This window comes from Rickettsia helvetica, assembly GCF_963970025.1.
Lineage (GTDB): Bacteria > Pseudomonadota > Alphaproteobacteria > Rickettsiales > Rickettsiaceae > Rickettsia > Rickettsia helvetica.
This window is the reverse complement of sequence record NZ_OZ018776.1, coordinates 244,833-260,178: the sequence shown is the minus strand read 5'-3', so window position 1 is coordinate 260,178 and position 15,346 is coordinate 244,833. Positions and strand designations below refer to the sequence as shown.

The window sequence follows — 15,346 nt, the reverse complement described above, 5'->3', positions numbered from 1 at the left end:
AATCGACGTGGCAATCTCAGGAATTTTATACTGTTTTATGAGACTGCCACGCTCTCTACATTCGCTAGCAATGACGATTTATACACTTATAACATTAATTTAAAATGCGACCTGAATTTATTCATTTAAGAACTCAAAGCTCTTATTCTTTTCTAGAAAGTGCATTAACGATCGAGAAGGTAGTAGAGCTTGCTTTATCGCATAAAATGCCTGCTATTTGTTTGGCAGATAAGGGAAATTTATTCGGCTCATTAGAATTTGCATTATACGCAGTAAAAAAGGGGCTGCAGCCGATACATGGGGTTATTCTAAATATAAAATACGATATAGATATTTTTGCTCAAATTTTGCTTATAGCTAAAGATGAAGTCGGCTATAAAAATTTACTCAAACTATCAAGTCTTACTTTTACTAAAAATGATCGTAAGATCTGCGATCACATTGATTTTGAAGATTTAATCGAATATCAAGAAGGATTAATAGGATTATGCTGTTATACCGACGGTATTGTCGGAAAATGCTTGCTAGCTCGTAACGAGGAGCAAGCGATGCTGTTTGCACGTAAATTACAGGAAATTTTAGGAGACCGTTTTTACTTTGAGATTATGAGACATGATCTACCTGAAGAACAGTTTATTGAGGATAGTTATATTAGAATTGCTGCCGAGCTTGCTATTCCGCTTGTTGCTACTAATAAAGTTTTGTTTAGTGAGAAAAGCATGCATGATGCACATGATGTATTGTTATGCATATCAGCCGGTGTTACTAAAGAATATTCGGATCGAAAAACAGTTAGCGAAAATTGTTATTTTAGATCACCACGTGAGATGATAGAGCTTTTTTCCGACTTACCCGCTGCTACCCAAAATACTGTAAATTTAAGAGAGCGTTGTTATTTTGCAGCACATGCAAACCCGCCGATGCTGCCTAATTTTGCCACCAAAGATATTAGTGAAACGGATTTAATTAGAAAAGATGCAAAAGAAGGGTTGCTTGCAAGGCTTGCTATAAAGTTTAAATCTGAAAATATTTCGTTAGAGAATCAAGAAGAATTGAAAACCGAATATTTTGCTTGTCTTAATTATGAGCTGGATATTATCTGTAATATGAATTTTGCCGGTTATTTTTTGATTGTATCCGATTTTATTAAATGGAGTAAAAAAGAGGGTATTTTAGTCGGACCGGGTAGAGGATCGGGAGCAGGCTCGGTTGTTGCTTGGAGTTTGCTTATTACTGATCTCGATCCGATTAAATTCGGCTTATTATTTGAAAGATTTTTAAATCCTGAACGTATTTCAATGCCTGATTTCGATATTGATTTTTGTCAAGAAAGGCGTGAGGAAGTAATTAATTACGTACGCTCTAAATACGGTAATAATAGAGTAGGACAGATTATAACTTTCGGTAAGATGCAGGCAAAGGCTGTAATTAAGGATGTTGCTCGTGTGCTTAGCTTGCCTTATAAATTCGCTGATTATCTAACAGAGCTTGTACCTTTTAGTGCAGTTAATCCAGTTAGCCTAGAACAGGCAATACGTGAAGTTCCGGAGCTTGCAAATGCCGCTAAAGGTAATGGGCTGTATAATTTAGAGGGTGAAGCGGAGTTAATTAAGCTAGTACTTGATACTTCGTTAATTCTTGAAGGGCTACATAGGCATTCCTCAACTCATGCTGCAGGAATCGTAATAGCAGGTACTGATTTAGTCGATATAGTACCGGTATATAAAGATGTTAATTCCGATATGTTGGTAGTCGGTTATTCTATGAAATATTCTGAAATTGCCGGTTTAATTAAATTTGATTTTTTAGGGTTGCAAACCCTAACGGTTATTACCGATTGTAAGAAACTACTTAAAGAGCAAGGGATAGAAGTAGATTTTAACAATATGACGTTTGATGATAATAAGACTTATCAAATGTTGTGTAAAGGTAAGGGAGTCGGAGTTTTCCAATTTGAAAGTATTGGGATGAAAGATGCACTTAGACGTCTTAAACCTGATTCTATACATGATTTGATAGCTCTTGGTGCGTTATACCGTCCCGGTCCTATGGAAAATATCCCTACCTATATAGCTTGTAAGCATAAATTACAGCAGCCTGATTATTTACACGAACTATTAAAGCCGATCTTGGAAGAAACTTACGGAGTGGTGATATATCAGGAGCAGGTACAAAGAATTGCTCAGATTCTTGCAGGCTATACGCTAGGAGCTGCTGATTTGCTCCGTAGAGCAATGGGTAAGAAGATAAAAAAAGAAATGGAGGAGCAGGAAGAAATTTTTGTTAAAGGGGCAATTGCTAATAATATTTCGGAATCTCAAGCTAAATCCATTTTTGCAACCGTGGCTAAATTTGCCGGATACGGGTTTAATAAGGCACATGCTGCGGCTTACGGTGTTATTTCATACCAAACTGCATATCTTAAAGCTAATTATCCTGCTGAATTTTTAGTTGCTTGCTTAAATCTTGAATTGAATAATCACGATAAAATTAATTTATTTCTGCAAGAAGCAAAAGATAACGGCATAAAAATTACTGCACCTAATATTAATATTTCTGAAGGGTATTTTAGCGTAAAGTCTTCGGACACTGTCATCCCGCGACTTGATCGCAGGATCCAGGAAATTTCAAAAGATACCGCGGTCAAGCCGCGGTATGACAAAGAAGAAGGATATGATACCGGTAGTGCAATAATCTTCGCCTTAGGTGCTATTAAGGGAGTTACGCCAAATTTCGGTAAGTTAGTAACAGACGAGCGAAAAGCAAGAGGGCCATTTAAATCAATTACCGATTTTATTGAAAGATTACCCCCAAAATCTATTAACAGTAAATTATTGGAAAATTTAATTAAATCAGGCTGTTTTGATGAGTTACATGATAATAGATTGCAATTATTTTCAAGCATTCCAAAATTACTTTCTTATTCAACTTCATATCACGAAGAGCAGGAATCTAATCAATTGAGCTTAATTAAAGTTTCTAGTTTAAGTCCAACTATTTTAGTATCAAGTGATTATGCCGATAAAAATACTTTAGCTTTTTATGAATTTGAGGCTATGGGTTTATTTATCTCTAATCATCCTCTTACGCAGTACCAAGAAATATTTAGTCGTTTAAATATTTTAAATACTGCGGATTTATATAATAACTTACCTGAAGGCACTAACCGAGTAAATCTTGCCGGTGTAATACAAAAAAAGGATTCTCGTATGTCGGCAAGAGGTAGGTTCGTTACACTCGTGCTTTCCGATCCTGAGAATATCTTTGAACTTAGTATTTTTAGTGAGGAAGTTTTAAAAGATTATGTACATTTACTTGATGTTAAAAGTTTGGTAGTAGTTAATTGTGACATAGTTAAAGATGAGGGAGGAATAAAACTAACGGCAAAAAGTTTTTCATCAATTGAGGATGCAGTTAATAATAAACAATTCGAGCTACAGCTTTACCCACAAAATCATGAAGAATTACGGCAGATAGTAACCTTGCTTGCAGCTCGCACTAATAATAATGAAAGTAATGCTAAAGCTACGATCTATTTACAAAGCGAAGATGTAAAGAATTTTGTAGCAAAAATTACATTACCTGAAAAATTCTTTCTCCAAGCACAAGATTTTGAGATTTTAAAAGAATATAGTAAATAGCGGTGTTGTTGCGTGGATCGGTTTCATCGTCATTGCGAGGAAATTGCATAGCAATTGACGAAGCAATCCAGTAAAAAATTCTGATTTACAAAATTTTTTATTATTTTTTCTGGATTGCCGTGCTCCTTACAGTTGCTCGCAATGACGATGAAACCGATCCATGCAACAACACCTATGCAAGATCCTAAGGCAGTTGTCATAATTGAGTAATATTCTTTGATGTTTTTTTACCGCTAAATACTGCATTATTATTTTTATTATCGCTAAGTTCCATATATTTTGTTAGTCGATGTTTGTCTGCTATTAACTTTGCTTCTTTTTCTAAATTGATATTTTACTCAAGATTTGGAGCTTTAATTAATTCTTTAAAATAATTACTTATGGATTTTAAGCTCAATTTTTCCGTTAATTTACTTAAATACTTATAAAATTTATTTTTGATAGTTTGTTTTTTAGGCTCTGAATTTTTATGGAATATATGATCGGTTTTAACTTCTTGTTTTTTATCGTCTACTACTTTCGTACTATCAGGTAGATAAATTAAGTCCTTTATTTATTTTTTCTTGAAATGTATTTATAAATAAATCAGTTTTATTAGGTAAATGCTGGTCTTTAACTTCAGGCTCTTTTACTGAAGTTATATTTAGTGTATTTGCTAATTGTTTTTGTTCTTTTTTTAGGTTTGATATTATTTGCGATACTTGACTTTGTATAATGAAATCATATATTTCGCGAAATTCTGAATCCGGTACATTATCTCTTAAAGCTTCTCTTATTGACCTGCTACTACAATTGCTTAAAGTTTGTCCAGTAACTGTTCTTTCTGTGTTGACTGTGGGGTTAATAAAATCTTCTAAATTTGCTTTTTTTATTTTATCATTAAGAGCAGTAATATCATTTTTATTTTTACTAAATAATACAGAAAATATATTATTTTCTATTTCTCTAGATATTATATTTTTTACATCTTTATCTGATTGATTCTTAAATTCATATTTGATTATACTAAATAATGGAGTATATCTTACTTCATTTTCTTTACATATTGGCAATTGAGCTTTCGATTTTATCTCTAATTTTAAATTATCTGAAACCGCTCCCTCCGGTATTATAAAAAGTACGATAAATTTTTCCATCTTCTTTAGAATATTTTATTACATTTGCATGTAATCCTGTATTAGTAGGAGCATTAGTATATGATAAATATGCCTCTCCGGTTTTTTGCAGTTTATCATATATTTTATCCGTAGTTTCTTCTAAAAATTTTTTTAACTGTGCTGCAGGCGGTAATTTAGTTGAGTTAGTTAAATTACTTACTAAAACTGACTGCTTATAAATCTCATCTAAGCCATCCATAAAATGGTCTAATTTTTTATCTGTATTTTCCGTCAGGATTTAAAGCTTTATAAGCTCCAAGTAAGGCTTATAACCGCTAGTCGTTATAAAATGAGCTGAGCCTAAATTATAATCTTTTGTGGATTTATCATAGGTACGGGCATCGTCAAGCATTTCGCAGTACTGAGTTGCTTTCGCTTCATACTCATATTCCCGTATTATTTAAGGCTTGAGAGATATTTTCATAATGCTCTTTCAGCTTATTTTGGTTATTCTCTTTTAGAGCAGTATTTGTAAGTTCATTATCATAATTTTCTAAGTTACCGAACTTTCTATCATTATTTATATTCTCAGCCATATTTTCAACTAACTAGTTAAATAAAGATAAAAATAATCACGTATTACGAATAAATAAATGTCAATAATTACTCACCTCAATATATCTACTTTATCTAATTGTTCCCATGTAAAATTTTCGTCTTCACGGCCGAAATGACCGTAAGCAGCCGTTTTTTGATAACATGGAGTGTGAAGCTTAAGATGTTTAATAATTCTGCCTGGACGCATATCAAAATGCTGTGTTATTAGCTTAGTAATTTGTTCATTGCTTAATTGACTAGTACCGAAAGTTTCAGCGTAAATAGATACGGGAGCAGCAACGCCTATTGTGTAGGATATTTGTATTTCACATCGATCGGCAAGTCCTGCTCCTACTATATTCTTAGCAATATAGCGTGCCATGTAGGCAGCCGATCTATCTATTTTGGTTGGGTCTTTTCCAGAAAAGCAACCGCCACCGTGTCTTGCCATTCCTCCATAGCTGTCCACGATAATTTTCCTACCGGTTAAACCACAATCTGCAACAGGACCGCCTATAATAAATCTACCTGTCGGGTTAATTAGGTATTTAGTGTCTTTATGAAGTAGATTGCTTGGTAATGCCTGTTTAATAATTTCTTCCATTACTGCTTCAATAAGATCTTGTTGTTGTATTTCCGGATGATGCTGAGTTGATAAAACTACTGCATCAATGGCAACCGGCTTGTTATTTTCATATCGTAACGTGACTTGTGATTTTGCATCAGGTCTAAGCCAAGGAAGTATATTTTGTTTACGTGAATATGCTTGTCTTTTCATTAAGAGATGAGCATAGTAAATCGGTGCAGGCTTAAACTATCCGTCTCATTACAAGCATACCCAAAAACCATACCTTGATCTCCTGCTCCTATTTCATAGTCATTTGCATTGTCAACACCCATAGCTATATCGGGTGATTGTTTAATGATAGACGAAATTACAGCACAACAGCTGCCGTCAAATCCATAATTTGGGTTATTATAGCCGATTTCTTGTACTTTACTCCGTACTATTTGCTCAATATCTACATAAGTACTAGTAGTAATTTCACCGCCCACTAGAACTAGACCGGTTGTTATAAAAGTTTCGCAGGCGACACGACTTGCTAGGGTCTTGTTTTAGAATTTCATCAAGTACCGCATCTGAAATTTGATCGGCAATTTTGTCCGGATGCCCTTCAGAAACCGACTCAGACGTGAATATAAAATTTTTCATACATTACGCTCCTTTTTTAAAACTTTCCAAACTTATATTTTTATAAATTCGTTTAAAGCTTTTTTAACTATACCATTTAAAGTATCGCCGTGCTGCATCGCATATAAGCTTACTTCTTTATGTAGTTTAGGCTCAATTCTTACATTAAAACTACCCTTAAATGGTTTATCAGGTGTTTTACCTACTATATTACAATCTTCTAAATAACTATCTATAGCTTCTTGAAATGATTTTATTAAAGTTTTAGCATCAGATGCTTCATAGCTTATCACATCCCTTATAAATTCTACTTTTCCAAAAAACAACTCTTCCGAAGCGTTAAAATGTACTGATCCTAAATAGCCCTTATAACTTATCAAATTATTTTTTATCATATTAATTCCTTCTCTTCTAATTTTTTAATTATTTGTTCAATTAAATAAGATTTTATAATTGGCTGAGGATGAGATTTGTGTAAATTAATAATTAATCCCGTTTTTTTATTATAAAAATTTCTTCTAGAATCACCGGTTTTACCGCTTGTAATTTCCTCAAAATTTAAGCTACTTAGTAACCTAACTAGCTCATCCTATGTAAAATCTTTAGGTTTTGATTTTAATCTTTTTATAAGTTTATCTATTGAACTCAAGTTGGTATTCTTTACTACTTATAACCTTACTATAAACATATTTGTTGATTTATGCAACTAAAATTAGTCACTTAAATTAAAGCTGTATTCCAAGTAAATCAAACGAGTATAACTCAATGAATTTCCATCCAGTTATTACCTGTTCTAATTTCGGTTATAATCGGTACATCCATATTAGTAGAGTATTCCATGATTTTTTTAATAATGGGTATTATGATTTCTACTTCATCAATCGGTGCTTCAAATAGTAATTCATCATGAATTTGCAGTACTAATCTTGTTTTAAGTTTACGTTTTTCTATTTCTTGATCTAGATTGATCATGGCAATTTTAATTATATCGGCATTAGTTCCTTGAATCGGAGCATTAATAGCCGCACGTTCTGCAAATTGTTTAAGCTTTTTATCATGAATTAGAGGTACAAAACATTTTCTGCCAAAGAAATTTGTGACATAGCCGTTGCTACTTGCAAAAGCTTTTGTTTGCTCCATATATTCTTGCACTCCTTTATATTCGGCAAAATATTTCTTGATATATTCGGATGCTTCGCCGTTAGTAACGTTTAATTGCTTAGCAAGCCCAAAAGCACTTATACCGTAAATGATACCAAAATTTATAGCTTTTGCTTTACGCCTATGTTCGTTAGTTAATTCGTGTTTTTGTAAGTTAAAGATCTGACAAGCGGTTTGAGTATGGATATCGTCTTTATTGATAAATGCTTGTTTTAGTGCATCTATATTTGCGATATGGCTTAATATTCTAAGCTCAATTTGAGAATAATCTGCAGATATTAATTTATAACCTTCTTCAGCAATAAAAGCTTGTCTGATTTTATTCCCCTCACTAGAGCGAATAGGTACATTTTGCAGATTAGGTTCTTGTGAGCTAAGTCTTCCTGTAGTGGTAGAAGTTTGTAAAAATGTCGTATGTACTCTATGTGTTATATTATCTATCTGTTTCGGCAAACTATCGGTGTAGGTATTCTTTAATTTTGTAAGTTGCCGCCATCTTAATAATAAATCTGCAATATTATATCCATGCTCACTAAGTTTTTCTAGTATTTCCGCTCCTGTTGAGTAAGAGCTTGCTTTAGCTGAAGCTTTACCAAAAGGTAATTGCATTTTTTCAAATAAAATCTCACCTAGTTGTTTTAGTGAACCAATATTAAATTTAGTTCCGCTAAGAGCAAAAATTTCTTCTTCAAGCTTTAGAATTTCTGCTCCAAATTCAGTAGATAATTGTTTTAGGTAATTAGCATCTACTTTAATACCTACTTTCTCCATTTTATCTAAAATAAAACAAATAGGTAAATCAATGTCGCTATAAAGTCTAAAGGCTTTATTATCTTTAAGCTCCAATATATTTTGCTTATAAAGTGAGATAAAATTTGCTACTATTCTTGCCGATTCATTGATTACAATAGGCCTCTTCCCAAACTCTACTTCTAGAGGTAATTTAGACGTCGATCCGGTACTCGCATCCTCACGTACGCTTTTGTACGCTGCGGTGCTGCGTTCCGTGTCTCCTTTAAATTCCTCTCTATAAGCGAGTTTTGAAAGAGGCCTATTGTCCTCTTTCAAAGCTTCTTCAAATAAATTTTTCTGTGATAAACCGGCAGATAACGCATATTGCATTAGTTCTAAATCCTCTATAGCCGTAATTTCATGAGATTGGTTTGCATAAAATTTCAGTAAAGGTTTAAGAGAGTAAGTAATTTTTTTTATGGATTTATCGGCTAGTAAATTGAAGATTATATCCGAAAACCAGTCGTTATTATTTTTAGCATTATAAGAAAATAGATCATGAGAAGTGTTAGAAATTTTAATAATATAGCTTTGGTTTTGCAGTGATAAAATAAAAGCAAGATTATCTCCTTTATGCTGCAGTAAGTATATTCCAAATATTCCTATTTTCTCAGCATCTTTAGCAAAATTTTCAAGTTCAAGTTTATTACTAATTTCTTTTATTTCTGTTACTTTATTATCTACTATATCTTTGTGGTCATTAATTTTAATATCGAATAAATTTTCTGCTCTTTTATATAAAGATCTAAAACCGTATTCCTGTAAAAATCCTGTTAATTTATCGCTATTTGGAGGTGACCATTCTAAATTATTCAGCTGAAAATCTAAATCAACATTAGAATCAAGACCTATTAACTGCCATGAAATTAACGCTGCTTCTCTTGAATTTTGTAAAGTTTCACGTTGTTTTACGCTTGAGACTTGGTCTAAAGAGTTAAATATATTTTCTACAGAACCAAATTGCGTTATAAGACTACTTGCCGTTTTTGGTCCAATAGATGGCACACCCGGAATATTATCCGATCTATCGCCGATTAAAGCCATCACTTCACGTAATTTATCAGAAGTAGTGCCAAATTTTTTAACAACATCATCTTCTGTAATATATTTCCCTCTTAACGGATCATATATTTTGATGTTTTCACTCATTAACTGCAATAGATCTTTATCTGAAGAGATAATGACTACATTTTCGCCAAGTGCAGCAGTTTTAGTAGCAAAGGTTGCGATAATGTCATCGGCTTCATAACCGTTTTTCTCTAGAATAGGAAAATTTAAGTTACTTGCCACATCACGAACTAAAGGTAATTGTACAATTAAATCTTCAGGGGGAGGCGGACGGTTAGCTTTGTATTCAGGATAAATATAATGGCGAAAATTTTTCCCGCCGCTGTCAAATACTACAGCGACATGTTTAGGCTTAAAGTCACTCAGTAATTTTAGCAGCATTGAAGTAAAACCGTAAAGAGCACCGACAGGCTCGCCTTTTGGTGAAGTTAAAGGCTGTTGTGCATAATAGGCTCTAAAAACAAATCCGTATCCGTCTATGAGCAATAAGGTATTTTTTTGAGTCATTTTATGATTTGTTTTTTTATTTTCTTTGTCATCCCATGGCTTGACCACGGGATCCAGTTAAAAATACTAAAATTATTAGTGCTACAAGTTGTATTTCTAGATCCCATGGTCAAGCCATGGGATGACAAAGAAACTTACAACCCGACCAAACTTTTAGCAAAATCATGTCGGTTGAATATTTTTAAGTCCTCTATCTTCTCGCCTATACTGATAAAGTATACGGGTAAATTAAATTTTTGTACTACTCCGACAATTACGCCCGCTTTAGCACTGCCGTCTAGTTTAGTCACGATAAGCCCCGTCAAATTAGTAGCATCATTAAAATGTTCTACTTGGTTATAAGTATTTTGTCCTGTAATAGCATCAATTATTAAAACGCTATGAGTAGGAGCATTCTCGTCTAGTTTTTTTATAACTTTTACGATCTTAGCGAGTTCATCCATCAAGTTTTTCTTATTGTGAAGCCTGCCTGCCGTATCGATAAAAAGTATATCGATATTTTGTTTTATCGATTCTTCCATAGCGCGGTAAGCAACACTCGCAGGGTCAGCCGATTCTTCACCGGTAATAAGTAGTGCATTTGCTCTATCTACCCAAGTACTTAGCTGATTTACGGCAGCTGCTCTAAAAGTATCGCAGGCCGCAACTGCTACTTTTTTCCCTTGTGCTGAGTACATTGCAGCAAGCTTACCTATAGTTGTGGTTTTACCTGCTCCATTAACACCGCAAACTAAAATTACGTTTAATTTATTTTTGTTTAAAGTAAAAGGAATTTCTGATTTTGATAGCTGCTGCTCTATTAATTTAGCAAGGGCTTCTTTTACTGTATCGCTATCTATTTCTTTGTCAAATTTTACCTTTTTAAACTCTTTAATAATATTAGTTACTACCGAAACGCTCATATCGCTTGAGATAAGTAGCTCTTCTAGAGTTTCTGCATCTAATTTTTTCTTGTAAAATATTTTGTCGATACCTTCCGATATTTTATTAGAAGTTTTAGATAAACTTTGTTTTAATTTACTAAATATTGAAATCATATTAGATAGTTTTTGTTTTATGGATGTTGGGGTCATTCCTGCGTGGCTACCAAATCGTCATTGCGAGCGACTGTAAGGAGCATGGCAATCTCATGAAATTAAAACTAGATTGCCGTGCCGCTACGCTCCTCACAATGACGATTTGGTAGCCACGCAGGTAAGCCTCCTCGTAATGATGACTAAGGTACCTTATCTCTTCTTCTTATTCTTGCTTTTATTTTTATTTCCGTCAGTGGTTTTATTGAATCTACCTAAATTTTTAACAAATTTTTGTAGTCCGTTAAGTTCCGTTCCATATGTCCTAGTATATTCACGGACTATTTCTATATCTTGTCTATGAGAATCATCTATTACTACTACTTCCTGCATAAAATTATTAGCATCAAACGTAATTTTTACTATTTTTTGTTTTTCAATTTTTGGATTAAGCCAAGCTCTTTGAGACATAACTCTCTCAACATAATACCAGGTATTTTGGGAATATTCTGGTACCATAGTAGGCGTACCTATTAACTCTACGACTTCCGCTTTATTTAGTGTTTTAGACTCTAATTTTATAAGTGCCGAATCATCGATGGATTGACCTCTATTTTCGATAGTTTTGCAGCCGCTTAAGGAAAAAAAGGCTAATATACTAAAAATGTATGTTATAACAATTTTCATAAGTTTAATTTTATCTAGATTTTATTACAAGATTATAATATACTGCTTCACTAATTTGACAAATACTTTTTAATTTATATTTAGAGAGGCTAATAATGGCAGTTCCAAAGAAGAAAACATCAAAATCAAAACGTAATATGAGACGTTCGCACTTAGCACTCGGTAAAGTTAACGTAATAGTTGACTCGCAAACCGGTGAATATAAGCTTCCGCATCACGTTTCTTTAGTTGACGGGACTTATAATAATCGTCAAGTAGTAACAAAAAAAATTGAAACTGAAGAAGAATGAGCCTAAAGATTTATGACCTGTAAAATTATTGGTTGCGGCGGGTATCTTCCTTCAAAAATAGTTAGTAATGAAGAACTTGCAAAATTTGTTGATACTAATGATGAATGGATTAGAACAAGAACAGGTATTACACAGCGTCATATAGCAGGTGATAATGAATATACTTCTCATCTCGCTTTAAAATCAGCTGAAAAAGCTATAGTAGATGCAGGGATATCAGCAAATGATATTGATTTAATTATTACATGTACTACTACTCCCGATAATAGTTTTCCTTCAGTTGCTACTAAACTACAGGGCTATCTTGGTTTGGTTAATATACCATCTTTTGATTTACAAGCAGCATGTGCCGGTTTTGTTTATGGTTTACAAGTAGCAAATTTTCTTATCTCATCAGGTAAATATAAAACTATTTTGCTTATAGGAGCTGAGAAAATGACGTCATCATTAGATTGGAATGATAGGACTACTTGCGTTTTATTCGGTGATGGGGCTGGTAGCGTAATATTACAGCGAAGCAGCGATGATTCCGATTTAATAGATAGTAATATCTTCTCAAGCGGGGCTGATTATGAAATATTATACACAAACGGTGGTGTAAGTATGAACGGTACTAGTGGCAAAATAGTTATGCAGGGTCAAAAATTATTCCGTCATGCAATAGAAAAAATGCAACAATCTATAGAAGATTTACTGCATGCTAATCAATTCAGTGTAAGCGATATTGATTATTTTATACCTCATCAAGCAAATATCCGTATTATAAATAAACTCGCTAAACTATTAAATATAGAAGAGCATAAAGTAGTGAAAACCGTAGAAAAACATGCTAACTGTTCTGCTGCTTCAATTCCTCTCGCTTTAAGTACTCTCAAAGCATCAGGCAAAATAAAAAAAGGTGATATTCTACTATTTTCAGCTATCGGTGCAGGTTTAACGTGGGGCAGTGCATTAATAAGATGGTGAATATACTCGTTTAATTTGAAAATTGGTAGCGTTACTTTTTGCTTGTAATATCTATATATACGCTGCGGTTATAAGCTTCAAAATCGATTCCTCTTTTCCACATTAAACTTCATCTATCTAATTTATCCATAAGTATCTATATCATGTTATAAAAATGATATTTTTACCACATTTATACATGAGTAATTGCATTTTATAATATTTTAGCCTTTAAACTAATAAAATAATGATATATACTAACTCACATAGCTTTTGGTTAGTTTAGTTTTACAACTAGCTAAAATGAATTCAATATTAATAAATTATAATCTCAAGGAGTTTAATTATGAAAACAAAAATTACATTAGCTTTTCTTACATTATTTGTGCTTGCAGGGTGTAATACTACAAAAAGAGCACCACAATTTGACTGTAACATGAACCAAGGAGAAGAAACCTCATTAATGAAAGATTTCGAGAAGCATGCAGGAAATGCAGTATGGTTTGCTTTTGATAGCTCTGCTTTATCACCAAAGGCTAAAGAAGAACTAGAGAGACAAGCTTGCTGGTTATCAAAGCATCCTGAGGTAAAGGCTACTGTTGAAGGACATTGCGATGAAAGAGGTACCAGAGAATATAACTTAGGTCTAGGTGAAAGAAGAGCAGCAGCAGCGAAAAAATTCTTAGCTCATAAAGGAATCGATCATAACAGATTAAATACAATCTCTTACGGTAAAGATAGACCTGCTATGATGGGTAATACTGAAGAAGCTTTTGCTTATAATCGTAGAGCTGTAACAGTTGTACATCACTAAAATTATTTACTAATTGTAGTATCCTAAAAGGTCGAGTTTACTACTCAGCTTTTTTTATTTATGACTTGATGTTATTATTGCGAAAGCGTTGATAGGTTGTCCTATTGTCATTCCGTGGCTTGATCGGCTTTGTTGTATGGATCGGTTTTTCCATTGTCATCCCGCGACTTGATCGCGGGATCCAGTTAAAATACTAAAATTATTAATACTTTAAGTTACTTTTTTGGATACCGTGATCAAGTCACAATATGACACCGATTAGGCGATACCTCAAAAATATAAAAATTTTACTAGACTTAACTGCATAATAATATATAAATTTCAAATGAAAAGGGGCTGTAGCTCAGTTGGTTAGAGCACGCCGCTCATAACGGTGTGGTCGTAGGTTCAAGTCCTACCAGCCCCACCACACAAATTCTTATTTAAATTCGCATTAGAACTGAATTTATAATGATTAATCTAAAAACACTTTCTTGGTATCTTACTAAATTATATTCTAAGTGTTTCTTTATTATATTATTTCTTTTAATCGGGCTATTAATTATCTCAAATATTTTTGATCTTTTGCAAAAATTCAAAAATATTTATGTTCCTTTTAGTTTTTTTTGGAGACTTATCTTATATAAGATTCCTTATTTACTAGGTCAAGTATCTTCATTAATTAGTTTTACCGCTATGTTATTTTTTCTTAGAAATCTAACAAAAAATAATGAATTAACGGCTATGTTATCTAGCGGTATTCATATTTGGCAAGTGCTTGTTATTCCATGTATTGTAACTTTAATTTTAGGTATATTTTTTACGACTATATTAAACCCTATCGGTACTATAGGCTTACAAAAATATGAGTTATTAGAAGCAAAACTAACTAAAAAAGCCTTGAGTGAGGGTATAATATCTAAATCAGGTTTATTATTTTTTGAATCTTTAAATGATGAAAATCAAATTATTCAAACACAATTTATTAATGTTGCCGAGAAAAAATTAAATAATATTACAATTTTATTTGTTGATAGTAATAATTCTTTTTTAAAGAGAATTGATGCATTATACGGTATTATTGAAAATAAAATGTTACATTTAAATAGAGTTAAGGTTTTCACAAAAGAGGAAACTAAGGCTTACAACAATTTAACTATACAGACAAATTTATCAATTAATAGTTTAGTAAATAAATTTATTCGTCCTGAAATGGTTTCTATTTGGAATTTACCAAAATTAATTAATGAATTATTAAATTCAGGTTTACCGGCTATTAATTATCAAATTTATTATTACAAGCAATTATTTAAGCCTATAATGATGATAGCAACCGTAATTTTAGCAAGTTGTTTTATTAGTCTTAAACAGCGTGATAATTCCCAAGAAAAAATACTGATATTAGGTTTATTTTCAGGTTTTATAGCATATTCGTTATCAGAAATATTATTAAAAATACTTACTTATAATAATTTGTCTTTAATTGCTGCTATTTTATTACCTATTATGCTAATATTTTTTATTAGTAACTTTATTATTTTACATTATAAAGAAATTTAATAT

Annotated in this window: 11 protein-coding genes, 1 tRNA gene and 4 pseudogenes; 6 read left to right on the top strand and 10 right to left on the bottom strand. The window is 32.5% G+C overall.

Annotation, left to right across the window (positions count from 1 at the left end; all coding sequences use genetic code 11):
- Window positions 1-104 precede the first annotated feature (104 nt).
- Window positions 105-3,641, top strand: a complete 3,537-nt coding sequence (gene dnaE / locus AB1146_RS01685) for a DNA polymerase III subunit alpha (RefSeq protein WP_010421166.1) — start codon at window positions 105-107, stop codon at window positions 3,639-3,641.
- A gap of 196 nt (window positions 3,642-3,837) precedes the next feature.
- Here the strand turns inward: dnaE and AB1146_RS01675 are convergent.
- From AB1146_RS01675 to AB1146_RS01630, 10 genes and pseudogenes are all read right to left on the bottom strand, one after another.
- Window positions 3,838-4,038, bottom strand: a pseudogene (locus tag AB1146_RS01675) (hypothetical protein).
- Window positions 4,039-4,168: 130 nt separating this feature from the next.
- Window positions 4,169-4,777, bottom strand: coding sequence for a hypothetical protein (locus AB1146_RS01670; protein ID WP_010421173.1), 609 nt, complete (start codon window positions 4,775-4,777; stop codon window positions 4,169-4,171).
- Window positions 4,725-4,997, bottom strand: a complete 273-nt coding sequence (locus tag AB1146_RS01665) for a hypothetical protein (protein ID WP_010421175.1) — start codon at window positions 4,995-4,997, stop codon at window positions 4,725-4,727. The genes AB1146_RS01670 and AB1146_RS01665 overlap by 53 nt, the downstream gene beginning before the upstream one ends.
- A gap of 39 nt (window positions 4,998-5,036) precedes the next feature.
- Window positions 5,037-5,334: pseudogene (locus tag AB1146_RS01660) on the bottom strand (hypothetical protein).
- A gap of 71 nt (window positions 5,335-5,405) precedes the next feature.
- A pseudogene (metK, locus tag AB1146_RS01655) lies at window positions 5,406-6,548 on the bottom strand (methionine adenosyltransferase).
- Between the two features lie 32 nt (window positions 6,549-6,580).
- On the bottom strand, window positions 6,581-6,922 hold the full coding sequence (locus AB1146_RS01650; RefSeq protein ID WP_010421180.1) for a type II toxin-antitoxin system HicB family antitoxin: 342 nt from the start codon (window positions 6,920-6,922) through the stop codon (window positions 6,581-6,583).
- Window positions 6,919-7,104, bottom strand: a pseudogene (locus tag AB1146_RS01645) (hypothetical protein); the annotation flags it as partial. The pseudogene AB1146_RS01645 and the gene AB1146_RS01650, both read right to left, overlap by 4 nt.
- Before the next feature lie 185 nt (window positions 7,105-7,289).
- Window positions 7,290-10,055 carry a DNA polymerase I gene (gene polA / locus AB1146_RS01640; protein ID WP_010421183.1) on the bottom strand — a complete coding sequence of 922 codons (2,766 nt, stop codon included), beginning with the start codon at window positions 10,053-10,055 and terminating at the stop codon, window positions 7,290-7,292.
- 134 nt (window positions 10,056-10,189) lie between these two features.
- A complete protein-coding gene (gene ftsY, locus AB1146_RS01635) occupies window positions 10,190-11,092 on the bottom strand; it encodes a signal recognition particle-docking protein FtsY (protein ID WP_010421186.1) in 903 nt (300 codons plus the stop codon).
- Between the two features lie 189 nt (window positions 11,093-11,281).
- Window positions 11,282-11,755, bottom strand: a complete 474-nt coding sequence (locus AB1146_RS01630) for an outer membrane protein assembly factor BamE (protein WP_010421187.1) — start codon at window positions 11,753-11,755, stop codon at window positions 11,282-11,284.
- Window positions 11,756-11,850: 95 nt separating this feature from the next.
- Here AB1146_RS01630 and rpmF point away from each other — a divergent pair, with 95 nt between their 5' ends.
- From rpmF to AB1146_RS01605, 5 genes are all read left to right on the top strand, one after another.
- Entirely contained in the window at window positions 11,851-12,045 is a 195-nt protein-coding gene (rpmF, locus tag AB1146_RS01625) for a 50S ribosomal protein L32 (RefSeq protein ID WP_010421190.1), read from the top strand.
- Between the two features lie 12 nt (window positions 12,046-12,057).
- Window positions 12,058-13,011 (top strand): beta-ketoacyl-ACP synthase III, encoded by a 954-nt coding sequence (locus AB1146_RS01620; RefSeq protein ID WP_010421192.1) that lies wholly within the window; start codon window positions 12,058-12,060, stop codon window positions 13,009-13,011.
- Window positions 13,012-13,336: 325 nt separating this feature from the next.
- On the top strand, window positions 13,337-13,804 hold the full coding sequence (gene pal / locus AB1146_RS01615; RefSeq protein ID WP_010421196.1) for a peptidoglycan-associated lipoprotein Pal: 468 nt from the start codon (window positions 13,337-13,339) through the stop codon (window positions 13,802-13,804).
- Window positions 13,805-14,136: 332 nt separating this feature from the next.
- Window positions 14,137-14,213 (top strand) — tRNA-Ile (locus tag AB1146_RS01610).
- Between the two features lie 41 nt (window positions 14,214-14,254).
- Window positions 14,255-15,343 carry an LptF/LptG family permease gene (locus AB1146_RS01605; protein ID WP_010421198.1) on the top strand — a complete coding sequence of 363 codons (1,089 nt, stop codon included), beginning with the start codon at window positions 14,255-14,257 and terminating at the stop codon, window positions 15,341-15,343.
- Window positions 15,344-15,346 lie beyond the last annotated feature (3 nt).

Coding starts and splice junctions, on each gene's coding strand:
- AB1146_RS01630 (WP_010421187.1), bottom strand. CDS start 11,755: ATGAAAATTGTTATAACATACATTTTTAGTATATTAGCCTTTTTTTCC.
- AB1146_RS01605 (WP_010421198.1), top strand. CDS start 14,255: ATGATTAATCTAAAAACACTTTCTTGGTATCTTACTAAATTATATTCT.
- AB1146_RS01620 (WP_010421192.1), top strand. CDS start 12,058: ATGACCTGTAAAATTATTGGTTGCGGCGGGTATCTTCCTTCAAAAATA.
- AB1146_RS01650 (WP_010421180.1), bottom strand. CDS start 6,922: ATGATAAAAAATAATTTGATAAGTTATAAGGGCTATTTAGGATCAGTA.
- AB1146_RS01670 (WP_010421173.1), bottom strand. CDS start 4,777: ATGGAAAAATTTATCGTACTTTTTATAATACCGGAGGGAGCGGTTTCA.
- pal (WP_010421196.1), top strand. CDS start 13,337: ATGAAAACAAAAATTACATTAGCTTTTCTTACATTATTTGTGCTTGCA.
- rpmF (WP_010421190.1), top strand. CDS start 11,851: ATGGCAGTTCCAAAGAAGAAAACATCAAAATCAAAACGTAATATGAGA.
- dnaE (WP_010421166.1), top strand. CDS start 105: ATGCGACCTGAATTTATTCATTTAAGAACTCAAAGCTCTTATTCTTTT.
- AB1146_RS01665 (WP_010421175.1), bottom strand. CDS start 4,997: ATGGATGGCTTAGATGAGATTTATAAGCAGTCAGTTTTAGTAAGTAAT.
- ftsY (WP_010421186.1), bottom strand. CDS start 11,092: ATGATTTCAATATTTAGTAAATTAAAACAAAGTTTATCTAAAACTTCT.
- polA (WP_010421183.1), bottom strand. CDS start 10,055: ATGACTCAAAAAAATACCTTATTGCTCATAGACGGATACGGATTTGTT.